The sequence below is a fragment of the Bifidobacterium sp. ESL0769 genome, from assembly GCF_029395495.1.
In the GTDB taxonomy this organism is placed as follows: domain Bacteria; phylum Actinomycetota; class Actinomycetes; order Actinomycetales; family Bifidobacteriaceae; genus Bifidobacterium.
The window spans coordinates 1,527,851-1,551,391 of sequence record NZ_CP113918.1; the positions used below are offsets into that span (position 1 = coordinate 1,527,851).

16 protein-coding genes and 1 other RNA gene are annotated in these 23,541 nt (G+C 57.2%); 4 read left to right on the forward strand and 13 right to left on the reverse strand.

What is annotated here, in order from left to right; genetic code table 11:
- Positions 1–239: 239 nt before the first annotated feature.
- The 3 genes from OZX72_RS06150 to OZX72_RS06160 form a co-directional block, all read right to left on the reverse strand.
- The gene (locus OZX72_RS06150; RefSeq protein ID WP_277157801.1) at positions 240–2,705 is read right to left on the reverse strand and encodes a toprim domain-containing protein; all 2,466 of its coding nucleotides are present in this window, start codon (positions 2,703–2,705) and stop codon (positions 240–242) included.
- 190 nt (positions 2,706–2,895) lie between these two features.
- Positions 2,896–4,356, reverse strand: a complete 1,461-nt coding sequence (locus tag OZX72_RS06155; RefSeq protein WP_277157802.1) for an RNA polymerase sigma factor — start codon at positions 4,354–4,356, stop codon at positions 2,896–2,898.
- A 242-nt stretch (positions 4,357–4,598) separates the two neighbouring features.
- On the reverse strand, positions 4,599–5,588 hold the full coding sequence (locus tag OZX72_RS06160) for a hypothetical protein (protein WP_277157803.1): 990 nt from the start codon (positions 5,586–5,588) through the stop codon (positions 4,599–4,601).
- A gap of 224 nt (positions 5,589–5,812) precedes the next feature.
- Between OZX72_RS06160 and OZX72_RS06165 the strand changes: the two genes are divergently transcribed.
- Positions 5,813–7,000 (forward strand): polyprenyl synthetase family protein, encoded by a 1,188-nt coding sequence (locus tag OZX72_RS06165; protein WP_277157804.1) that lies wholly within the window; start codon positions 5,813–5,815, stop codon positions 6,998–7,000.
- A gap of 99 nt (positions 7,001–7,099) precedes the next feature.
- Positions 7,100–9,505 (forward strand): Stk1 family PASTA domain-containing Ser/Thr kinase, encoded by a 2,406-nt coding sequence (locus OZX72_RS06170; RefSeq protein ID WP_277157805.1) that lies wholly within the window; start codon positions 7,100–7,102, stop codon positions 9,503–9,505.
- Positions 9,506–9,565: 60 nt separating this feature from the next.
- Here the strand turns inward: OZX72_RS06170 and OZX72_RS06175 are convergent, their stop codons facing one another.
- Entirely contained in the window at positions 9,566–10,276 is a 711-nt protein-coding gene (locus tag OZX72_RS06175; protein WP_277157806.1) for a lysophospholipid acyltransferase family protein, read from the reverse strand.
- A gap of 85 nt (positions 10,277–10,361) precedes the next feature.
- Here OZX72_RS06175 and OZX72_RS06180 point away from each other — a divergent pair, with 85 nt between their 5' ends.
- A complete protein-coding gene (locus tag OZX72_RS06180; protein ID WP_277157807.1) occupies positions 10,362–10,985 on the forward strand; it encodes a DUF308 domain-containing protein in 624 nt (207 codons plus the stop codon).
- A 120-nt stretch (positions 10,986–11,105) separates the two neighbouring features.
- Here OZX72_RS06180 and secA read toward each other — a convergent pair whose 3' ends face one another.
- A complete protein-coding gene (gene secA / locus OZX72_RS06185) occupies positions 11,106–14,018 on the reverse strand; it encodes a preprotein translocase subunit SecA (RefSeq protein ID WP_277157809.1) in 2,913 nt (970 codons plus the stop codon).
- A gap of 271 nt (positions 14,019–14,289) precedes the next feature.
- Positions 14,290–14,982, reverse strand: coding sequence for a ribosome-associated translation inhibitor RaiA (raiA, locus tag OZX72_RS06190; RefSeq protein WP_277157810.1), 693 nt, complete (start codon positions 14,980–14,982; stop codon positions 14,290–14,292).
- 182 nt (positions 14,983–15,164) lie between these two features.
- On the opposite strand from raiA, the gene rnpB reads away from it, so the two are divergent.
- An RNA gene (gene rnpB / locus OZX72_RS06195) (RNase P RNA component class A) lies at positions 15,165–15,549 on the forward strand.
- A gap of 47 nt (positions 15,550–15,596) precedes the next feature.
- On the opposite strand, the gene OZX72_RS09500 is transcribed toward rnpB, so the two are convergent.
- The 7 genes from OZX72_RS09500 to OZX72_RS06230 form a co-directional block, all read right to left on the reverse strand.
- Entirely contained in the window at positions 15,597–16,124 is a 528-nt protein-coding gene (locus OZX72_RS09500) for a regulatory protein RecX (RefSeq protein ID WP_348519675.1), read from the reverse strand.
- A 425-nt stretch (positions 16,125–16,549) separates the two neighbouring features.
- Positions 16,550–17,722 carry a recombinase RecA gene (recA, locus tag OZX72_RS06205; RefSeq protein ID WP_277157813.1) on the reverse strand — a complete coding sequence of 391 codons (1,173 nt, stop codon included), beginning with the start codon at positions 17,720–17,722 and terminating at the stop codon, positions 16,550–16,552.
- A 240-nt stretch (positions 17,723–17,962) separates the two neighbouring features.
- Positions 17,963–18,196: a DUF3046 domain-containing protein gene (locus OZX72_RS06210; protein ID WP_277157814.1), complete on the reverse strand. Its 234-nt coding sequence runs from the start codon at positions 18,194–18,196 to the stop codon at positions 17,963–17,965.
- 276 nt (positions 18,197–18,472) lie between these two features.
- A complete protein-coding gene (locus tag OZX72_RS06215; RefSeq protein ID WP_277157815.1) occupies positions 18,473–18,985 on the reverse strand; it encodes a helix-turn-helix transcriptional regulator in 513 nt (170 codons plus the stop codon).
- Between the two features lie 66 nt (positions 18,986–19,051).
- Positions 19,052–19,609, reverse strand: coding sequence for a CinA family protein (locus tag OZX72_RS06220; RefSeq protein ID WP_277159387.1), 558 nt, complete (start codon positions 19,607–19,609; stop codon positions 19,052–19,054).
- Between the two features lie 196 nt (positions 19,610–19,805).
- Positions 19,806–20,495, reverse strand: a complete 690-nt coding sequence (gene pgsA / locus OZX72_RS06225; protein WP_277157816.1) for a CDP-diacylglycerol--glycerol-3-phosphate 3-phosphatidyltransferase — start codon at positions 20,493–20,495, stop codon at positions 19,806–19,808.
- Positions 20,496–20,532: 37 nt separating this feature from the next.
- Positions 20,533–23,424 carry a DNA translocase FtsK gene (locus OZX72_RS06230; protein WP_277157817.1) on the reverse strand — a complete coding sequence of 964 codons (2,892 nt, stop codon included), beginning with the start codon at positions 23,422–23,424 and terminating at the stop codon, positions 20,533–20,535.
- Between the last annotated feature and the right edge of the window lie 117 nt (positions 23,425–23,541).

Here is a 23,541-nt window from a genome sequence, read left to right on the forward strand (position 1 = left end):
TGGGCCATGACTACAGTTCCGCGCTTTGACGGCTGAAAAGCCGAGCAAAGACAACGTTTTCATTCTCTCATACAGGTGGGGACGAGCCCGACACCAACAAGCAACCGTATCTCACGATATGGGACATATCCGCAACTGCGAAAACATTGCGAGGTGACTTTTTCCGCCTTATATAAAAACTTGCCCATACCGTCATTATCACGGCATGGGCAAGGTACAGCGAAATCGTTGTCAGACGATCAGGTGTCGATCTTGGTGCGGTCGAAGTCATCGGCGTTGTCGACGATGAACTGGCGGCGTGGCGGCACCTCGTCGCCCATCAGCAGGGTGAAGATGCCGCTGGCGTCCTCAGCTTCCTCCATCGAGATACGGCGGAGCATGCGGGTGCGCGGGTCCATGGTGGTATCGGCCAGCTGGTCCGCGTCCATTTCACCCAGGCCCTTGTAGCGCTGCACATCAGGGTTGTAGGCGATGCCTTTCTTGTCGAGGTCGGCGAGTTTACCGGCCAGCTCGTCGTCGGAATAGGTGTAAATGAACTCACCTTTGTGCTTGCCTGCCAGCGCGATGCGGTGCAGTGGCGGCACAGCGGCGTAGACGTGGCCGTGCGAGATAAGCGGGCGCATGAACCGGTAGAACAGCGTCAACAGGAGGATGCGGATGTGGGCGCCGTCGACATCGGCATCGGTCATCATGATGACCTTGTCGTAGCGGGTTTGTGTGACGTCGAAGTTCGCACCGGACCCCGCGCCGATGACCTGAATAATCGCCGAACACTCCTTGTTGGCCAGAATCTGGGTCATGCTGGCCTTTTGCACATTGAGGATCTTGCCACGAATCGGCAAAAGCGCCTGGAAGCCGGAATTGCGTGCGGCCTTGGCGGTGCCAAGTGCGGAATCACCCTCGACGATGAACAGTTCGGCCACGTCATCGTTGCCCGGCTGGCAGTCGGAAAGCTTGGCCGGCATGGAGGCGGATTCGAGCGCGTTCTTGCGACGGGTGACCTCTTTGGTCTTGCGCGCCTGAATACGCGCATGCATCTCGCCGACGATCTTTTCGAGCACCCTTCCGGACTGTTCTTTGAAGCCGCGGCGCGAGCCGTTGATCATCTCGCCGAACTGCTTGTCGGTCATGCGCGAGACGATCGGACGCACCGGAGCCGTGCCGAGCACGTCCTTGGTCTGGCCTTGGAACTGCGGTTCGGCGATGCGCACAGTGACCACGGCGACGAGGCCGGCGAGGATGTCGTCACGCTCGACCTTGTTCTTGCTGTCTTTGAGATTGACTTTGAGCTTGCGCGCGTTGGCCTCGACGGCCTTGCGCACCTGCTTGGTGATGCTTTGCAGGAAGCCATCGACGTGCATACCGCCGCCGGGCGTCTCCACCACGTTGACGAAGCTGCGGATGGTGGTGTCGTAACCGTTGACCCAACGCAAGGCGATATTGACCGAGCAGTCGCGCTTGATCTTCTCGGCATGCAGGTCACCGTTGGCATCCACAGCCTGTGTCTCTTCGGTATAGGTGGCGTCGCCGGCAATGTTCCAGACTGTCGAGACCGGCTCGCCGTGGGAGAGGAAATCGACGAAGTCCTTAACGCCACCGGTGTGTAGGAACTCTTCGACGCGTTTGTGCGGACGTGCAGGCGCTCCGTCCGCTTCGATGTTCAGCGACGCGTTGGCTTCGGCGGTATTATTACCGGTACTGTCGTTTTGAGATTCGTCTGATGAATGGGCATCATCGTTATCCGCAGTTTCGGAGTCGCCGTCAGCCGCACGGATCTCGTTATTACTTTCCGATAATTCTGTATCACCATCGGCACTACCGTTTTCGGAACTTTCCGACGAAATCGTCGAATCGTTATCATCATCAAACGCAGAAGCCAGCGTCGGAGCTTCAGCAGCTGAAACGGCATCCGCATCCGAGCCGCTTTCAGCCGCCGATTCCTCAGGCTGCGGCGTATCGACCTCGAACATATCGTCCACGGCCGCGTCACCGGTCTCGGGGATGTTCTCGTCGATGACCACGATTTTGAGGCCCGGCACCAGGAAGCTGGTCTGGCGCACGCGGTCAATCAACTGCTCATAGCTGAAACGCGCGGTGTCGTTGAAAATCTCCGGGTCGGCCCAATAGCGGATACGCGTGCCGGTCGTCTTGGGAGTCACCTTGCCGATGATTTCAAGTTCGGTCGGCTTGTTTTTACGGGTTTTTTTGAATTTGTTGTCAGGCGAACGATGTTCGGCGTCCGGGTCGTCGTAGACCCCGGGATGGCCCTGATGGAACGCCATGTGATAGGTCTTGCCATTGCGGTCGACCTCGACGTCCAAGCGCGAACTCAAAGCGTTCACCACGGAGGAACCGACACCGTGCAGGCCGCCCGAGGCACCGTACGAGGAATTGCCGAATTTCGCACCGGCGTGCAGCTTGGTCAAGACGACCTCGACACCGGTAAGCTTGGTTTTCTTCTCGACATCCACCGGGATACCACGACCGTTGTCGGCCACTTCGATGGAACCGTCGGTATGCAGGGTGACCACGATCTTGTTGCAGGCGCCGGCGAGCGCCTCATCGACGGAGTTGTCGATGATCTCCCAGAGGCAGTGCATGAGTCCTTGGCTGTCGGTGGTGCCGATGTACATGCCGGGCCGCTTGCGCACGGCATCGAGCCCTTCCAGCACGGACAGGTTCTTGGCACTGTATTCCTCAACCATTCGCTTTTCTACCTACCTTACCAACGAGTATCAGGCTTTCGGCCACGAGTTATTAGAATACCCAACAGCCTCGCCAACACCGTTTCGCACCGATCGGGAACGGTCATAAAACGTCGGATTTCCAATTATTCAACGCCTATGCCATATGGAAAACCCGCCGTACGAGACGGCGGGTATCCGAAAAATACAATCACTGGTCGAGGAAGTCGCGCAGTGTCTGCGAGCGTGACGGGTGGCGCAGTTTCGACATGGTCTTGGACTCAATCTGGCGAATGCGCTCGCGGGTGACCCCGTAGACGCGACCGATATCGTCCAAAGTCTTGGGCTGGCCGTCCTCAAGACCATAACGCATCTTGATGACGCCGGCCTCACGAGGCGAAAGCGTTTCAAGCACCTGCTTGAACTGCTCCTGCAAGAGGGAGAACGCGACAGCTTCGCTCGGTGCGATGGCGTCGGTGTCTTCGATCAGATCGCCAAACTCGGAATCACCATCCTCACCGAGCGGGGTGTGCAGCGAAATCGGCTCGCGGCCGTACTTCTGCACTTCCTGTACCTTCTCAACGGGCATGTCGAGCTCGCGGGCCAGCTCGTCGGGTGTAGGCTCGCGACCCAGATCCTGCAGCATCTGGCGCTGGACGCGGGAAAGCTTGTTGATGACCTCGACCATGTGGACGGGCACACGAATCGTGCGGGCCTGATCGGCCATGGCGCGGGTGATGGCCTGGCGAATCCACCATGTGGCGTAGGTGGAGAACTTGAAGCCCTTCTTCCAGTCGAACTTCTCGACGGCGCGGATAAGGCCCAAGTTGCCTTCCTGAATCAAATCAAGGAAGAGCATGCCGCGGCCGGTGTAACGCTTGGCCAGCGAGACGACCAGACGAAGGTTGGCCTCCAGCAGGTGGTCCTTGGCCTTCTTGCCGTCATTCGCCGCCCACTTGAGCTCGCGCTTGCGCTTGAAGTCCATGCCATCGCTCTGGGTATCAAGCAGATGCTGGGCATACAGCCCGGCCTCGATGCGCTCGGAAAGGTCGACTTCCTGCTCGGCGTTCAACAGGCTTACGCGGCCGATCTGCTTCAGGTAATCCTTAACGGGATCGGCGGTGGCTCCGGCCGCGACCACACGGCGCTTCGGGTTGCCGGAAGGCGTCAGATTGTCATCGTCGTCGTCATTGTTGCTGACGACAAACGCACCCTTCGCTTTCGGCAATTCGGCTGCCTTGCGATGGGAAGCGGCATCATCCTCATCTTCGTCCTCGGGCTCAGAATTCTCATCCTCGTCGTCCTCATCGGGCAGAGCGGAGGAATCGTCCGACAGATCGTCGAAATCCTCATCCTCGTCGACTTCCTCAACGTCTTCGAGATCGGCGTCCTGAAGCTCGTCATCCTCTGAAATATCCTCGGAATTCTCCTCGATATCAGCGTTAACCGGCTTTTGCTTGGTCGCTTCCTTGTTCTTCTTTGACTTTCTTGACGACTTTGAAGTCTTTGTCGGCTTTTTCGCAGCAGTGGTTTTCTCGGTTTTCTTCGTTTTGGCCGTCGCCTTGCGCGTCGCAGTTGAAGAAGACGAACGGGTGGCCTTCGACTTGCGAGTGACTTTGATATCCTCGCTTTGCTCAGACTCTACGGTTGCTGCCTGTTCCTTCTTGGCCAAACGTACCCTCCTCAAGTGAATGAAAATTATCCCCACGCCTATAAAACAGCGCGAATCCACCACATTACAAATTCCGTGACTATAAAAGTCAACCATCTAACAAGGACGATTATTCCCATTGAAAGCAAATGGCTTCGTCAAAAATAGCAAAAATGTCTTATTTGTAATTCATACCATTTTCGATTCGCACTCAGCCATGGCTAAAGACGGTCTTTTCGCGGCGCGAGAATGTCTTTTGCGGTTTACATCCGCCATGCCGGACGCAAACCCTGATTTATCGCAGAGCAGATAATGCGGGCGAGCGTGCATTGTTCATCCAGGCACAGCGCCTCACGCGCATAATCAAGCGCGTCATCGCTGCCAACCCACCAAGAACCGTACGCCGCGACGGTCAGCGGTTGCACCTCGAAGCGCCCGCAGACCAGTCCCGCCATATCGGCAAGCATGTCGATTCCACAGTTGCAACGTTCAAGGTCGGGCGAGGCATCGGTGTCATTGAAGGCGGCGTCCAAGAGCCGGTAAAGCCGGATGACATTGGCTGGATCGTGTGGTTCTGCCGCCAAATCTAGCATCGCCTTGACCCCCACTTTTGCATGGTTCGCCCCCACCAACGACATGATCAGGGCGTCACGAGAGGAAAGCATATCCGCCATGGACACGCAGATCGCCAGCGCATGCTCCTCCGACATACTGTGCACGTGATTACGCAGGTTGTCGTTCCATTCCTCGAAGGGCTCATCAAGCCAGTCGCGGTTAGCCTGTGCGATGCCTTTCTCCATTTTGCACTCCTGCAAGCGACGAGCCAAGGCTTCCAATTGGGGATCTTGAGATTCTTCGGAATCGTGTGCGAAATCCTCGAGCACGTCCGCGGCATGGTGCGCTATCGCGGCGTCGATGATCTGCTCATCCACGTCATCCAGATCGACACCCCTGCCAAACCCCTCACGCCCGCCACTGCAACCATGCCGGGCCTGATTGTCAAACTGGTCGCAGCAGCGATGCTGTTGATCTTGTTTCTTGCTCCGGTTCGGCCCGGATGCATTCATCGGCATGCCATACATCGCCCGTTTCCTTGACTTGGTTCCCCGCTTGTTCTTAGCAGTGGAAGCGTTTCCTGTATTCGGTTTTCTGCGGCCATCCGTCGCACGATGAGACCGTGAATCCGAAGGCATTGACGCCGAGTTGCGTTGCGAAGTCTTGCCGTTCGACTTCGTTGATGTTTGCTTTGCCATGGTTACTCCTTTGTATTCTTTTTTATTGTTGTTCTCTTTGCCAGTGGTCACCGAAAAACGGATAAACCATCCTGTCCGATTCACTATGGCACACTTCGCTTCTTTTCCGTGCCGATTTCGGTCACTGTGGTCGGATGCTTCTTAGCGTTGGAAATCCGCCATTCTGTCGATATAAACCCCGATGTGAATAGTCAAGTAGGCTGATGTGGATAATCTTGGGACCTATGCAAGCAAGAGTGGATAACCGTGTCATCGACCGACGTATCGCCGAACTATGCGAGAAATGGATGTATAGGAACAACCATTCTTGGGAAGTGACAACAAATCTGCAACCGACTCTGGAGAAGGTTTTCAATGAGGGTCTGGCTGCCAATAGTGGTGGCAAGCGGCTTCGGGCATTGCTTGCTTTGACGGCATTCGAGTCCTATCAGAAGTCGCCAGCCCCAGCGACCAACGGTAGCAGCAAAGCTATCACTCAAAACCACAAAAATCATACAAACGCAGTCAAGATCAATAATCTCAGCCAAATTTCCTCAACAGTTTACAACGTTCCAGATGCCATGCTCGACTTGGCCTGTGCCATCGAAATCTACCAGACCAGCGCCCTGATCCACGACGACATCATTGACGATTCACCGTTGCGCCGCGGCCGCCCCAGCGCCCATGTCGCCTTGCAGCAAGAAAACGCACCGGACAATTCCGGAACCGGACTGGCGCTCATGCTCGGCAATATGCTCGCCACGGCTTCCGCCGACATCGCCGCAAACGCGCTTAAAAGCCCGGAATTGCAATACGCCGATGCCAATCTGCATACGTTCCTCCGAATGCAGCGGGCCGTTGAAATCGGTCAGACGCTGGATTTGGGCGCGGAAACCATCAGCTTGGAACAACCGGACGAACTCATCAATGCTTCACTCAATGTCTTTGCCTGGAAAACAGCAAGTTACACCACCATCGCTCCCCTTGGACTCGGGCTGTGCGCCGCAGGCATGGCTCCAGAAGCCGCCCACCAGGCCGCGCATGACATCGGATTGCCCCTAGGTATCGCGTTCCAGTTGACCGACGATCTTCTCGATGTAATCGGCACGTCGCAAACCACTGGAAAGCCCATCGGCGGGGACATCCGCGAAGGCAAGCACACCGTTTTGCTCGCCGATGCCTTGAAATCGAGCAATAAAGCGGAGAGCAACAAACTGATCGGCATGTACCGGCAACCCAACCGAACCGACGCCGACGTACGTGCGGTACTTGGCCTCTTCGCCTCAAGCGGAGCTATCGATATCTCACGCAAACGCATCCACGATTTATGGAATCAAGCGAAAAGCGCGATCGAAAAAACGGACATAGCCTCCACAAGTCGAGCGGAACTGACGGCCGCCTGCGCACGCTTCATTCCAGACAAATTAAAGTAATACATCCGCTATTCGTCCGCTTGAAATCCCTTCCGTACCTTGCGGCATGTAATATTGAGACATTCATACCCATCAATAGCCAAGGAACGCAACCAAGTCATGAGCGAAGCCGAAAACGAGCCGCAAACCCAGCTGATCGACGGGCGCTATCGCGTCCTGGGGCCGATTGCTGACGGCGGCATGGCTACGGTCTACAAGGCGAAAGACGAACGGCTCGAACGAGTCGTGGCCATCAAGGTGATGCACACGCAGCTGGCCCAAGGGCCGCACCGCGACCAGTTCGTCGCCCGGTTCCACCGCGAGGCCCGCAGCGCCGCGGCCATCAGCAATCCGCATATCGTGCAGGTCTACGATTCCGGAACGGCCGGCGGACGCGACTACCTGGTGATGGAATACGTCCACGGGGTCAACCTGCGCCATGAAATGAACGAGCGTGGCACGTTCAGCGTCCACGAGACGGTACGTATCATTTCGCAGACTTTGGACGGGTTGGCAAGCGCACATCGGGCCGGCGTGGTACACCGCGATATCAAACCCGAGAACATTTTGTTGAACGACCGTGGACGAGTGCAGATCACTGATTTCGGGCTGGCCAAAGCGATGAGCGAAGCGACGCTTTCGACCACCGGCATGCTCTTGGGCACAGCAGCCTATCTCGCCCCGGAAATGATCGAAAACAATATCGCCACCCCACAAGGCGACCTGTATTCCGTGGGCATCATGGCTTGGGAGATGCTGGCCGGGCAAGTGCCGTTCACTTCCGATAACCCGGTGACGATGGTTTTCAAGCACGTCCATGAGGACGTTCCGGCGCTCGAAACCGTCTGCCCGGACATCGACCCTTCGATTTCGGCCTTTATCGGTCATCTGACGGCCCGTACAGTCGAAAACCGTCCCGCTGATGCCGTGGCCGCGCTGCAAGAGTTGAAGACGCTGAGCTCACGAATCGGCGCCGACGGCTGGCAATACCGCTATATTCCGTCGAATCAAAGCACTGAAACAGCCAGGAAAGGAACCACTTCCCCACTCGTTGGCACGGCGGCGCCACCAGCTTCCGCGGCTGTCAACACCGCACCTTCCCACCTCGCACATAACGATGGCGACGTCTACCAAACCGAGGTACCGGCCCCTCCCGCGCCTGCAAGCGAATCAAACGGCATATCTTCAAATCCCGCGCAGCCCAATCCGGCATCGGCGTCATCCCAAACTTCTGAACCCTTTTCCTCAGCTTCCGGCGTTCCCACCACCCCGGAGTCTTCGACGTACGCTACCACTTCGGCGGCTTCGTCCGGAGCTTCGGCATTCGGAGCAACACAGGCGATGCAACCGGGCACGTACGAGCGTCAATCCGCGCCCAACGCCGCCACGCAGGCCATTGCGGGCCGCACACTGGCCAACGACGGAACGGCCGCAGCGAACAACCCGACCATGACCATCGGTTTGATGGATGCACCGGACGGCGATCAGTCCGCGGATTTGGCAGGCAATAGTTCTGCCACCAAGACCAAGCCTGTGAAGCGTTCAAAACTACGTAAACCGGTAGTCATCACCACTATCATCCTGGCGCTTTTGGCGGTACTCGCAGCCTGCGGCGTGGCTTGGTGGTACTTCCTCGGCCCTGGCAGCTACTACAGCGTGCCGAAACCCGAAGATCTGAGTTGCGCGAAAGGCAGCGTATGCCGGATCACCGACGTCAAATGGAAACCCTACGAAAGCACCCTTAAGGTGACCGGGGTTCCCTATGAGGTCTCTCAGCAATTCAGCGACAAGGTGGCCAAGGGCTCGGTCATCTCCACCGATCCTGGCAACGTGGGCGACCACGTGAGCAAGCGCACCAAGGCGACGTTCAAGGTGGTCGTTTCCAAGGGCGTCCGACACGTCACCATTCCCAAAGACATCCTCGACCCGTCGAGTGTCGACGGGAAAAAACCGATGGAAGCGCTCTCCCAGGCCGGCTTCACCAATATCGTCCACGACGAAAACAAGGACGAATACTCCGAAGACCTGCCCGCAGGAGCCGCGAAATCCGTCTCGCCCAAGCCCGGAACCACCATCGCGCATAACAGCAAGGTGACGCTGATCCTTTCCAAGGGGCCGATGCCAGTAAGCATGCCCGACGTAATCGGACGTTCGAAGGACGACGCGCAGGCAGCGTTCAACGACGCGAAGCTCAAGCCGAACTACACCGAGGAATTCAACGATTCGGTTCCGGCCGGCTCCATCATCTCCACGTCGGTCAAAGCTGGCACACAGCTGCATTGGGGCGACAAGGTCGATGTCGTAGTCTCCAAGGGACCTGAGACGGTGACCATACCAGATGTGCGCGGCAAGAACGAGGGTGACGCGCAGAAAACGCTGGAGGCCTTGGGATTGAAAGTCAAGATTTCCGCGCCTTTGGGCGATCTCACCCATCAGGTCCGTTTCCAATCCCCCGACCCCGGCGCACAGGTCCGCGTGCGCGGCAATGACGGCAACCCCACCGTCATCACCCTTACCGTGGTCTAAGGGTTTATTCTCCGGATTAGTTGATGCTCGATTCCTGACGGACCCTGCTTGCCTTCATCGTTACTTTGCCGCGGCGATTTGCTTGGCTTCCCGTGTCTTCTTCATCCGCGCCTTGACGGTCTGGGCGTATTCATCGACGTATTCCTGACCGCTGAGCTTGGCGATTTCGGCCATGACATGGTCGGTCAGCTCACGCAGCTCCTCGTGGGTGATGGTGTCGGGATCGACCTTTTTGACAGGAATCGGCTTGCCGTAAATGACTTTGGTGTGCCCCGAACTTGGGATAACCTGACCGGGCATCTGAATCTTCCTGCTGCCGATGACAGCCGTGGGAATGATGCTGCAACCGGTTTCCAGCGCTAGCTTGGCCACACCGGTATGGCCACGATAAAGCCTGCCGTCGGGGCTACGCGTGCCTTCCACATGAATGCCGAAGAGATGTCCATCCTCGATGATCTCGCGGGCGTGGGCCAGCGCTCCCAACGATTTCGAGCCACCGGAACGGTCTACCGGGAACACGCCGACGGAAGTGAACCACCATTTGATGAACTTGCCTTTGATGCCTTTGCCCTCGAAATATTCGGCCTTGCCCATGAAATGAATCATGCGCGGGCTGGTCAACGGAATCAGCGCGTCATCGATGACAGCCAGATGGTTCGAAGCGATGATGCCGCCTCCTGTCTTGGGAATATTTTCAACGCCGACGCCTTTTGGATGCATGCGCCACCGGGCAATCGGACCAAGTCCCTTGACAAAGAACCAATAAAGCACGAGCTCTCCCTCCCTGGTTCACGCACGTCTCACGGGCATGCACTTAGAAACACAATTGGCCGACCGCTGGGTTAGAGTGGTCGGTATGACTAGCCTCAAGGATAGCAACAACAGTGACGACAAGCGAGACGACGCCGATTCGAGCGCCAGTTCCGACGCCGCATCGAGCGGGAAAGGGAGTGACCACAGCACTCCCTCCGACGCTGCATCCGTTGAGGACGCCTGGAAGCAGTTCGAGGCCGAGCATGCCGATGATCTCGACGACATCAGTAGTTCCAGGAATGCCAAGCGCTTCGAGAAACACGCGAAACGCGAGGAAAAGAAAGCCTTTCTTTCCGTTGAGGACATCACGCCGGATTCCTTTACCGACGGATTTTCTTCATCGTCTTCGTCTGGAAAAGCGCATGGGCCACGCGATTTCGAGGGTAAAAGCTGGCTGGACACCGTTGACGACATGGACAGCTTGGACGACTTTACTCCCCCGAACCCTGACCTTGGCCATCTCAATCCGGTCAAGGTCGTGTTCTGGGCATTGCTCATCATCGGCATTGTCGGACTGATCGCCGCACTGTTCTTCCGAAGATTCACGACCACTCTTGGTATCATTTTCGGTCTGTGCGCCTTGGTCGGCGGCGTGGGCCTTTTAAGCCGGCACAAGGGGTTCCGGCAGACGCAAACGGATTATTACGACGACGGGTCGAGGGTCTGAAGACTAGGGCCTAAAGATTCGCACCACATAGACAAATAAAGCGGTGGCTGACAAATGCATTTGTCAGCCACCGCTTTTCATATCCGTCGACTTTGGTCTACCGGATAATCATTGCGAGTTTCACTTCTTCTCGTTCTGCCCGTGACACATCTTGTATTTGCGACCTGAACCACAAGGGCATGGATCGTTCTTCTTGGTGCCGGGGAACGTTCTGCCATCGGCCCACGGGCTCTTGAGCTCCTCAGCCTTCGGACGCTTGTTGGCCGGAACCTTGCCCTCAGCGTGGCTCATCGGCTCCGGGCCGACGATGCTGGGTTCAGGGTTGCCTTCATCGCTTTCTTCAGTTTCGGCGATGTCGGCCTCCTCGGCGTCTTCATCAGTGGCATCAGGATCGGAAGGTGCAGAGGCGACCGTGGCCGTGGATTCAGCGGCTTCACCGTCATCGACAGACCCGACTCCAGCGGCTTGTGCTGCGGCGTCGACGGCCTCGTCCTCGGCAGAGGTTTCAGCTTCGGCATCTTCGGTCTGGGCAACTTGCTGGATGTCGACGTGGAAGAGCAGCTGGATGCTTTCCTCCTTGATGGCGTCGATCATCTTGTTGTACATCTGGAAGCCTTCGCGCTGGTACTCAACCAGCGGGTCGCGCTGGCCCATGCCACGCAGGCCGATGCCGTCCTTCAAATAGTCCATCTCATAGAGGTGTTCACGCCACTTCTTGTCGAGCACCGCGAGCACAACGCGACGTTCAAGCTGACGCAACCCGTCGGCACCGATCTTGTCTTCGTAACCGGAGTACTGCTCCTTGGCATCGTCAACGATGAATTCCTTGACAGCATCCACGGCCTTTTCGCCCTTGAGGCCTTCCGCCTTCTTCTTGGCGTCGTCCTCCTCGACCGAAATCGGGTAGACCGTCTTCAGAGCACTGAACAGGCCGTCCCAATCCCATTCCTCGGGCTTGTCACTGCCGTTATTGGCACCCTTGATGTAGCTTTCGATGGTTTCGTCGATGAAGCGCAGAATGTCTTCATGGATGTCGACACCGCGCAACACGGCCTGACGTTCGGAATAGATAACCTTACGCTGCTTGTTCATCACGTCATCGTATTTGAGGACGTTCTTACGCATTTCGAAGTTGCGCGATTCCACGGACTTCTGCGCGGTGCGCACGCCCTTGGAAACGCTCTTGGACTCGATGGGCTCACCCTCCGGCAGGCCCTTGGCCATGACTCGTGCGACGAGCTGGGTGTTAAAGAGACGCATCAAATCGTCTTCAAGGCTCAGGTAGAAGCGGGACTCACCCGGATCGCCCTGACGTCCGGAACGGCCGCGCAGCTGGTTGTCGATACGGCGGGATTCGTGGCGTTCGGTGCCGAGCACATAAAGACCACCGAGCTTGGTGACCTCTTCGTGTTCGTCCTTGGCCTGTTCCTTCATCTCGGCCAAAGTTCCTGGCCAACGCTTCTCGTATTCCTCAGGAGTATCATCCGCGGAATAGCCTTCGGATTTGAGCTTCTGATCGGCGAGGAACTCGACGTTGCCGCCCAGCATGATATCAGTACCACGGCCTGCCATATTGGTGGCCACGGTGATAGCACCCTTGCGACCTGCAACGGCGACGACCGCCGCTTCTTTCTCGTGGTGCTTCGCGTTCAACACCTGGTGAGGAATACCTGCCACGTCAAGCAGCGAGGAAACGACTTCGGAGGATTCGACGGAAGCGGTGCCAAGCAGAACCGGCTGGCCCTTCTTGTACCTCTTGGCGACATCCTTGATGATGGCGGTGAGCTTTTCCTTCTTGGTACGGTAGATCAGATCGTCCTGATCGACGCGGATCATCGGCTTGTTGGTCGGGATCGGCAGCACGCCCAACTTGTAGGTGTTCATGAACTCGGCGGCTTCGGTCTCTGCCGTACCGGTCATGCCCGCAAGCTTGTCGTACATGCGGAAGTAGTTCTGCAAGGTAATCGTCGCGAAGGTCTGGTTCTCGGCCTTGACTTCGACGCCTTCCTTTGCCTCGATGGCCTGGTGAAGGCCTTCGTTGTAACGACGGCCGGGAAGCACACGACCGGTGTGTTCGTCGACGATGAGGACTTCGCCGCCCGTGACGACGTAGTCCTTGTCGCGCAAGAAGAGTTCCTTGGCCTTGATGGCGTTGTTGAGGTAGCCAATCAGCGCGGTGTTGCTGGGCTCGTACAGATTGTCGATCCCCAGGAAGTCCTCGACCTTGGTGATGCCCGGGTCGAGAATGCCGACGACCTTCTTCTTCTCGTCGACCTCATAGTCCTCGTCACGCGTGAGCTTGGTGACGAGCTTGGCAAACTGACGGTACCAGCGGGTCACGCCGCCCTCGGCGGGGCCGGAAATAATCAGAGGCGTACGAGCCTCATCAATAAGAATGGAGTCGACCTCATCGACGATGGCGTAATGATGGCCACGCTGCACCAGCTCGTTCTTCTCCCACGCCATGTTGTCGCGCAGGTAGTCGAAGCCGAACTCGTTGTTGGTGCCGTAGGTAATGTCCGCCTCGTACTGCTTGCGGCGCTCGGCGGGCTTCTGGTCGGTGATGATGCAGCCGACGTTCATCTTCAGGAAGCGGAAGATACGGCCCATCAGCTCGCTCTGGTAGCTAGCGAGGTAGTCGTTGACGGTGACGATGTGGACGCCTTCTCCACTCAGCGCATTGAGGTAGGAAGGAAGCGTTGCCACCAAGGTCTTGCCTTCGCCGGTTTTCATCTCGGCGATGTTGCCCCAGTGCAGAGCTGCGCCGCCCATCAGCTGCACGTCGAAGTGCCGCTGGCCGAGTGTACGCTTAGAGACTTCGCGTACCGTCGCGAAAGCCTCGGGCATGAGCTTGTCCAAATCCTCGCCGTTGTCGAGACGCTGCTTGAACTTCGCCGTTTGTCCGGCAAGTTCCTCGTCGCTCAGCGCCGCAATCTCATCCTCGTGCGCGTTAGTCGCCTTGGCCACATTCTCAAGCTTCTTGATCTGGTGGCCTTCGCCCATACGGAGGGCCTTATCGACGATATCTACCAATTTCGCTCCCTAGTTCGTTTCCCATAAACGAGCAAGACCAAGCCAACCAAGGCTTGGCACAGACTAGCGACTATCTTACGCGACGGCGCAGATTTTCCGCATTATCGCCTGCACAACCTTGCAAAATCCGATGATTTACAACCATACGTGAATCGACCCACCGGTCAGTTTCCGGTGGGTCGATGAGAATCTATCGTTGGCATCCACTTACTTATAAGCTCTGTTTATCAGTCTATAGGCTTCAAAACCTGCCGAATGTGGAACCCCATACCTACTTCTTGTTCTTCGCGGCCTTCTGCGCCTTCCTGACGTTTTCAGCGGTATCGATTTCAAAGACACCATAGCTCCAGCCATGGCGACGATAAACGACGGACGGACGATGGGTCTCACTGTTGACAAAGAGGAAGAAATCGTGACCGATGAGCTCCATCTCGTAGAGCGCCTCGTCGATGGTCATTGGCTCGGCGATATGCAGCTTGCGGCGAATGACGATCGGGGTATCCCCGACCTGCACTTCGACGCTCTCGCCGGGGCCGAGATCGGTGGAAAGCGGATGCGCGATCTCTTCGGGCTCCTGCAACGCGGTGGGTTCCGGGTTGATCGGCTCGTCGATTGGCACCACACCCATGTCGACGGTCTTCTGTTCCTTGCGGGTGGGACGATGGCTCTTACGGCGATCACGCACGCGGCGCAGACGTAGCGTCAACTTGTCCAGCGCGATATCGAGGGCGCTGTATTCGTCGGAGCTCGAGGCTTCAGCGCGTACCACGGTGGCTCCAGCCTCGATAGTAATCTCGACGCGCTTGGCAGTGTCGGCCTGGCGTGGGTTGCCTTCGCGAGATACGACGATCTGGGCGCGTGCGGCGTCCGGGGCAATCGACGTGACACGCCTCATCTTCGTGTCCACAACATCACGGAACTTTTGATTGACTTGCATGTGACGTCCGGTGACGACAATATCCATGGTCGACCTCCTGTTAGGTTCGGCGGGTCTGCCCCGCCTGATGTGCCAGCAGCAACCTCACTGCTGTGCTGCTAGTTCCAGTCTAGCGTCTTACCTTGAGGCAAGCTGAACGTTACCCAGAAAATACGCCTTTCGCTTTTCCGCAACGCCGTGCTTTCACATTTGCTATAATCAGATGCTTGTGAGACCTCTTGATGGTCGCGGCCGCGTTTGGCTTGTCCAAGCCGGCTGAGGAACTTCCGGGCTCCACAGAGCACGATGGCGGATAACGTCCGCCCAGGGTGACCTGAGAGCTAGCGCAACAGAAAGCAGACCGCCTGACTTCGGTCGGGTAAGGGTGAAACGGCGGTGTAAGAGACCACCGGGCCACTGGCAACAGTTGGCCGCTGGCAAGCCTCATCGGGAGCAAGGCCAAGCAGAAGGCACGCCGGGACTTTTGTTCCGGCACGGGTTGCTCGCCCGGCCTTCGGGTAGGCTGCTGGAGCCTGGCGGCGACGCCAGGTCGAGATGGATGACCGTCCGTGTGACAACACACGACAGAACCCGGGGTATACGAGGTCTCACTTCACATTTACAGGCGTATGCAAAGGTACATCACGCAACAGATATGGGACTCAGACGACATCCTGATTGTCAAATAGCTCGTGAGCGACACGACGTAACGCTTCCGGGTCGTGGCCTTTGCGACCACCGGCGCTCCAGAACCGACGACGTCGAACTTGGGGCTCCAAGCCTTCCGTCTTCGCAGCGACCCTGCGTCCCAGCTGCCAGGCAGCATCTTCGAAGACCCCCTGTTCCCGGGCTTCAGAAGCCACACGCTGCGCAAGTCGGTCGTCGACATCTTTGCGCTTCAACTCCATGATGGTGCCTCTGAAACCGAGCATCCGTCCTGCACAGCTACGTACAACGGAGCGCGCATATTCTTCGTCATCGATGAGATGGACATCGACCAGACGCGCCACCACATCTTCGCAGACCACCGGGTCATAGCCTTTGCTGACCAAGCGTTTGATCAACGCTCCGGAAGAACGTGCAGCGGCATCAAGCAAAGTCAACGCTGCCTCACGACAGGCATCCACGTCAGCAGGATCATCCGGCACACGTTTCGTCGGCGCACCCGTGCGATATTTGCGATAACGAATACCGCCATGCTTACGACCGTACTTGCCGTATTTTCTGCGCCCACGGTTGCCGTTGAACGTGTCTTCGACATCGAGACTGCCACCGAATCCGCTAGTGTAATTGCTCGTCACCGCCACCGCATGCGTATGGGCCCGATTGGGCCTTTTGGCCCGGACTGATTGGCGATTCCGACTTGACGTTGAGCCGTCACTTACCCTACTGGTCCGTGAACCGGACACCGATGAATCCGATACGGCCACGACCGAATCCTCGCCAGCTGCACTCGTATCCGAATCAGATATGGCTGTGCGATTACCCGACAGGTCCGCCTCAGCAACACGACTGGTATCGGTTGAGCCATGGCCGCCATCTCCGGATGAAATATCCGGCAGATGACGACCCTGCAAAAATTCTTCGACGCTGATCATCAGTCGACTCCGAAAGACTAGGCTTTTGCGCCCGAATCCGAGGACGGGGCGCCTTTGCCGGCTTCAGTTGCATTGGCGGTATCATCCGCGGACACCTCGCCGTCACCTTCAGGCTTGGAATCGTCAGGGATCAGACCGTATTTGATCTTCACCTTGCGCTCAATCTCATCAGTCAAAGCCGGATTGTCTTTGAGGAACTGACGGACGTTCTCACGCCCTTGCCCCAGCTGGTCGCCCTCATAGGTGAACCAGGAACCAGACTTCTTGACGACATCGCACTGTAGCGCCATGTCGAGCACCGAGCCTTCCCTGGAGATGCCCTCTCCGTAGAGAATGTCGAACTCGGCGAACTTGAACGGCGGCGCCATCTTGTTCTTGACGACCTTGACCTTGGTGCGGTTGCCAACGGCCTCGTCACCGTTCTTCAAGGTCTGGATACGGCGAATGTCGAGACGCACAGAAGCATAGAACTTCAGCGCCTTGCCGCCGGTCGTAGTCTCCGGGCTGCCGAAGAAGACACCAATCTTCTCACGCAGCTGGTTGATGAAGATGGCGGTGGTATTGGACTGGGCCAATGCACCGGTCATCTTACGCAGCGCCTGGCTCATCAAACGAGCCTGCAGACCGACGTGGCTGTCGCCCATCTCACCTTCGATTTCGGCCTTGGGGACCAAAGCCGCCACCGAATCAATCACCACGACATCAAGCGCGCCGCTACGCACCAGCATGTCCGCGATTTCAAGCGCCTGCTCGCCGTTGTCCGGCTGGGAAATAATCAATTGATCCGTATCGACGCCGAGCTTCTTGGCGTAGACCGGGTCGAGTGCGTGTTCCGCATCGATGTATGCAGCGACACCGCCGGCTTTCTGAGCATTGGCCACCGCGTGCAATGCCAGCGTGGTCTTACCGGAAGATTCCGGGCCGTAGATCTCGACGATTCTGCCACGTGGCAATCCTCCGATACCCAGCGCCATATCGAGCGCCAGCGAACCCGTGGGAATGACCTCGACGTTCTGCACCGGTTTGTCGCCAAGCCGCATCGCCGAGCCCTTGCCAAAGTCCTTTTCGACCTGTTTCAACGCGGTGTCGAGCGCCGCCTGCTTACGCGGATCGATGCCGTGCTCACCGTTGGCCTGAGGCTCGGCGTTCTTGGCTTTGCTGCCCTTCGCAGTCTTTGATTGCTGTGCCATCGTTCTCCTTTACGTCCGCTCCTGCACTACCAGAATACGGAGCCATCCGTCACTAATGCAAGCTGAACGGGGTTATGTGGTCGAATGCTTGCCTTTTCGACACGCCGTGGTTTTCCGGGCTTTTGGGCCTCTAACCTCGTTTTTCCATTCCTGACTTCCAAAATAATCATAGAACAACATACGAACATTTGTTCGAATGGACGCGCCGAAAGACTGCCAAAAAGCTGAAGCCAATAGAATCTATTTTGCAGGCAGTGGCGGCGCATTGTGGTCCTTGCCCCAACGCTTCGAATCGGGAATCTGCAGCTGGTCACACAGCACGTTCCAGACAACGCGCGGCTCGACACCATCGGCGAGCGCCTCGACCACTGTCATGCCGTCAAGCGCCGTCAACACCTGATCGTGCGCCAACGAACGCCCATACGTCCGTCCAAGCACTTCTTCCAACAACTGCCAAAATTCACGTTCTTTCACATCGAGAAGTCTATCAGCGCTGTCGAATACGAATCTATGCGCGAAATTCTTTAGGACAATCTTTGCCCTTGCCATATCAGACGACGTCTTTCGCATCAAACGGCAAAAGTTCGTCAATGAGTTCGCAACACTCGCCTTAATCGCAACCGTGGGCTCGAAACGCAATAAAGGAAAATGACGGCAGCACCAATATCGATAAGAGATGTCGACATTCATCAAAAGAGCCCACCGACCTAGGCCGATGAGCTCTTCAATAAAATGGTACGAAACCGCGGGTCACGCCTCATTGTAGTCGAGGTAATCCGCCACCATACGCAGCATCTGCGAGGTGCTCAGACCCAGCGATTCGGCGATGGACGCCAGCAGTTCGGAACTGGCCTCCTTCTGCCCGCGCTCGACTTCGGAAAGGTATCCGAGTGAGACGCCGGCCTTTTCGCTGACCTCACGCAGGGTCTTGTGGTCGCGGGTACGTAGGTCGCGCAGCACGTGTCCGATGGCTTCACGCAACGAGATATCGCGGCTTTCGCCGTCGGTATCATGCTTGTGTGCGGCCGCGCGAGGCTTGGACTGCTCAGCGTCCTCTTCCTGCCACATCCTGTTGAGTACCGCCTGGCGTTCATCCTTTGCCTTCTTGGCGGCACGCGCCTTCAAAACCTGTTGTTGCGCGAAAGCCACCGCGCGTCGCTGAGCAGGGGTCAAGTCCCTGTTGCGCGCATTGCTTGGGCGCGTCGCCCCTGATGCAAGCGTGTTCATTCCCATCTGCTCCTGTGGTCGAGTCATCGTTTCCATTACGCCACCCCTCTTTTACCTAGTGCTGTTCATGTTGTCACTTTCATCAACAGTTGAAGGGAGCTTTTATTCCTCTGTGAGCGTTGTGAGCTGCGTCACAAGCTGCAATACGTTCAGTACGCTAAGTCTCCGAACCTCTTCTCTTGAGCCGGAAAGCCGCAGCTTGGCCGCGACCGTCCGCCGGACATCGGTATTACTGTTAGCAGGAACACTGATACCGATATAAACCAAACCCGCCGGCTTGTCGCCGTCAGGGCCCGGACCGGCCACACCGGTGGTCGATAGCCCTAGAACCTTATCACCATATTGTGGCTGGCGATAAAGTCGGGAAGTTCGCAAAGCCATCTGCCGGGCCACTTCCGGGTGTACGGCACCCTCTTGATCCAGCAAATCCGCATCTACGCCTAGCACGCTCGCCTTGGCCTTGATATCGTAAGTCACCGCGGAGCCAAGGAAAACGTCGGAAGCGCCGGGAATACGCACGAAGGCGTCGGCCAATAGACCGCCTGTCAGGGATTCGGCTGCGGCGATCTTGAAGCCTTGGGTCTTGGCGCCGCTGAGGATACGGGCAGCCAGTTCGTCGCAACGTGGTTGGATTTCCGAGACCGCACCGCTTGCGACCATACCTTCCAGATTTTGTATAGCCTGCGAGGCCCCATCGGGTGTTTCCATATATTCCCGCATGTTCCCTCCTTCAATGGGCAATCTATCGGTTACCTATTGGTAACAAGGATATCCGACATATCTCAATGTGATAAAAACGCCCCAAACCCGCCTACCGTTCGGTAAGTAATTGGTTTGGGGCAGATTCTACAAGCTCCTACTTGGTTTTTCGCGCCCGCACCACATTACGGACATAAACATAGCCGGAATAGAGGCACAAAACCAACGCGATACCGATGAGCATATCGGTGACGATGTAATAGCAGAACCACCAAACCGGAACTCCCGCTCCGAGATGGGAGAACGCGGGAACACCGCCGCCAAAGGCGACCCGCCCCGGGTCTGTGATGTTCGAAGACAGAGCCCACACCGGCATCAACAGCATGCCCAAACCGATGCACTGGGTAAGCGTCTTGTATTTGCCGGCTTTCTCGGCCGCGATGACTCTGCCGCCGGTGTCGATGACGAAGAAGCGCATGACGGTGATGCCGATTTCACGGATGAGGAACAGCGCGGTGACCCACCACGGCACCTCGCCGAACACCGAGGCAACGACAAGGGCCGAGCATATCAGCAGTTTGTCGGCGATGGGATCCATCAGCTTGCCGAGCTCCGTGACCTGGTTATAGGTACGGGCCATCCAGCCGTCCAGCTTGTCAGTGGACGCGGCCACGATGAAGAGCATCGCTGCGGCAAAACGCATCCACGGGCTATGTTGTCCCCAAGGGCCTGCGGCAATATCGATCCACAAAAATATCAGGACCAGCACGATGCGCGTGTAGGTCACCAGATTCGGCGGACTGTTCCAGCCGTCCAGAAGTGATTGTTTCCCATCTCGTTGTTGCATATCCAATACCTTAGCGCGGCTACGATACCGCAATCATTTACTGAGCCTGCGCGTTGTCATCGGGAGACGATGGCGAAATCGAGCTGGTTTTGCCTTGGATGAAGTCGAGAACCTGAGTCAGGTCTTGGGGCTGGACCAGGACCTCACGGGCCTTGGAACCCTCTGACGGGCCTACGACGCCACGGGATTCGAGCAGGTCCATCATGCGGCCGGCCTTGGCGAAACCGATGCGCAGCTTGCGCTGGAGCATCGAGGTTGAGCCGAACTGCGTGGTGACCACAAGTTTCGCGGCCTCCAAAAGCGTGTCCATGTCGTCGCCGATTTCCTCGTCTGGGTGCGTCTCGTTCTCTTCGGCCTTCTTGGCCATTTCCTCGATATCCTCGCGATAGTGCGGCTTGCGCTGAGTGCGGACGAATTCGACGGCCTTGCGAATCTCGGATTCCCCGACCCACGAGCCCTGCACACGGATCGGCTTGGCGGAACCCATCGGCAGGAAAAGCGCGTCGCCCTGGCCAATCAGCGATTCGGCGCCAGTTGAGTCAAGAATGACGCGGGAATCGGTGGCCGACGACGTGGCGAAAGCCAGACGCGAAGGAATGTTGGCCTTGATCAGGCCGGTAATGACGTCGACGGACGGACGCTGAGTGGCGAGCACGAGGTGCACGCCGGCGGCGCGAGCGAGCTGCGTGATGCGCTGGATGGAACTTTCGACGTCGTTCTTGGCCATCATCATCAGGTCGGCCATCTCGTCGACGACCACGACAATGTACGGATACGGAGCCACCTTGCGTTTGGACCCGAGCGGAGCGTGAACCTTACCGGCGAGAACGGCCTTGTTGAAGTCTTTGATATGACGGAAGCCGAAGTACTGAAGGTCGTCGTAGCGGGCGTCCATCTCCTTGACCACCCATTCCAACGCCTGTGCGGCTTTCTTGGGATCGGTGATGATTGGCGTCAGCAGGTGTGGAATACCGGCGTAAGCGGAAAGCTCTACGCGCTTGGGGTCGACCATAATCAGACGCACCTGCTCGGGGGTGGCCCGCATGATCAATGATGTCAGCATGGAGTTGATGAAGCTCGACTTGCCGGAACCGGTAGCACCTGCGACCAGCAAATGCGGCATCTTGGTGAGATCGGCGGTGACGAAATGGCCTTCGACGTCCTTGCCGACGCCGGCAAGCATCGGATTCGGGTCGTTCAAGGCCTTGTCGCTACGTAATACGTCTCCCAAGTGGACGATTTCGCGATCGATGTTCGGAATCTCGATGCCGATGGCGGATTTGCCGGGAATCGGCGAAAGGATACGCACATCGGTGGAAGCCACGGCATAGGCGATGTTGCGCTGAAGATTCGTGACTTTCTCAACCTTGACGCCCGGGCCGAGCTCGACCTCGTACTGGGTGACCGAAGGGCCACGCAAGAAGCCAACAACCTTGGCATCGACGTGGAACTGATGGAAGGTGGCGGTCAGCGCCTTGATGACGTTGTCGTTGGCCTGAGTACGCGCCAGATGCGGCTTGCCCCTCACCAGAATATCGAGGCTAGGCAGATGATAGGGCCTGTTGTCTTCTTCGTCAGCTGCATTTTCGGCCTCATGGCGAGCGACCGAATCGTCACCGTCATGATTGGCGATGGAAGCGGGCAGGTTCGCTGCTCCTCCGGCGATGCCTTTGACTTGTGGAAGTACAGGCTCGGTTGCACTGCCGTCTTTGCCGACTGCAGCCCACGGATCGGTGGCTTGCCCTGCGGCAGAAGCATCAGGTTCGGCGCTTGAGCCGTATGGACCCGTGGGACTTGCGGCTTGCGGGGCACCGAAAGCGCTGGATTGGCCGTTCATCGGAACAGCCTGCGTTGCACCAACCCCGTTACTTCCTGCGTTGAAACCAGACATACCGGGTAAAGCAGAGGCGGGAGCGCCACCAACACCTTGAATCTCACCAGTGACCGGGTTGACCAGATCCTGCGGATGTCCTTCAATCAGCTGCGTCTCGTCACTCCGACCATTAAGGTCAGCGGCACGGTCAAAGGCCTCATCGCCGGCGTAACGCTCAAGTTTCGTAACATCGTCGCCATCATTATCGGAATGGCCGAAAATACGGGAGAAGAATGCACCGATACCACGTTTGCGAGGCTGCGGCGCAGCATCGGTTTCATTGTCTTCCTCGCTGCCGTCGTGGGCTGGCACACCCTCGGCAAGCTGCAACGTCTCGTCACCGACACGCACTTCGTTCGGGAATTGATCGCCCTGCGTGCCTACACCAACGCTTCCGGTATCGGCATCGTTCTCGTTGCCATCGCCGTTTTTGTGTCGTTGCGACCAGTCCTGTATGCGCTCGGGAATCTTGGTGATATCGAGTTTGATGATGAGCAGCAGCGAAAATATAGCGACGACCACGAAAATAATGACGGCGAATACGCTGGAAAGTCCCCAAGCCAAAGGTGAGCCCAGCACGAAACCGAGCAGGCCTCCGGCACTGCGTAGCACGTCCATATTGAAATCACGCGACGGTGAGGCGACGATGGCGTCGATAATCGAGCAGATCGACCAGAACAGCAGCGCACAGCCGATAATCAGACGTAGGTTGCGCTTGTGTTTAGCCGGGTCAAGAAGCACCTGATAGGCCACGACCAGCAAAAAGATCGGCAGCACTACACTCATCACGCCGAACAGGCCGGCGGCGACCATGTGCAGCCAATGGCCCAGGAACCCGTCGACATGGAACCATTCGGAAGCGCAGAACATGATGGCGACAATCACCAACATGAAAAAACCAGCGATGCGGCACAGCGTGGCATGACGAACGAAGAACGAAGCGTCAGCCGGCGGCATGACCTTCGTCGCCGCCGTTTCCCTATCCGAAGAAGACCCGTTCGCTTTACCGCGACGGGTCTTTGAACTCTTGCCATTCGTCTGTGTCTTGCGTGCCATAACAACAGTGATTCTACTTCAAGCCCGTCCCGTTGGGCGCGTTGAGCCACCAACCTGCCCAACCCTTTCAAAATGCCGACAGGATTATCAGATTATTCTTTCATATGAATTTTCAAT

Coding starts and splice junctions, on each gene's coding strand:
- OZX72_RS06170 (WP_277157805.1), top strand. CDS start 7,100: ATGAGCGAAGCCGAAAACGAGCCGCAAACCCAGCTGATCGACGGGCGC.
- recA (WP_277157813.1), bottom strand. CDS start 17,722: ATGGCACAGCAATCAAAGACTGCGAAGGGCAGCAAAGCCAAGAACGCC.
- OZX72_RS06180 (WP_277157807.1), top strand. CDS start 10,362: ATGACTAGCCTCAAGGATAGCAACAACAGTGACGACAAGCGAGACGAC.
- raiA (WP_277157810.1), bottom strand. CDS start 14,982: ATGGATATTGTCGTCACCGGACGTCACATGCAAGTCAATCAAAAGTTC.
- pgsA (WP_277157816.1), bottom strand. CDS start 20,495: ATGCAACAACGAGATGGGAAACAATCACTTCTGGACGGCTGGAACAGT.
- OZX72_RS06165 (WP_277157804.1), top strand. CDS start 5,813: ATGCAAGCAAGAGTGGATAACCGTGTCATCGACCGACGTATCGCCGAA.
- OZX72_RS06160 (WP_277157803.1), bottom strand. CDS start 5,588: ATGGCAAAGCAAACATCAACGAAGTCGAACGGCAAGACTTCGCAACGC.
- OZX72_RS06215 (WP_277157815.1), bottom strand. CDS start 18,985: ATGGAAACGATGACTCGACCACAGGAGCAGATGGGAATGAACACGCTT.
- OZX72_RS06230 (WP_277157817.1), bottom strand. CDS start 23,424: ATGGCACGCAAGACACAGACGAATGGCAAGAGTTCAAAGACCCGTCGC.
- OZX72_RS06150 (WP_277157801.1), bottom strand. CDS start 2,705: ATGGTTGAGGAATACAGTGCCAAGAACCTGTCCGTGCTGGAAGGGCTC.
- OZX72_RS06220 (WP_277159387.1), bottom strand. CDS start 19,609: ATGGTCGCAAGCGGTGCGGTCTCGGAAATCCAACCACGTTGCGACGAA.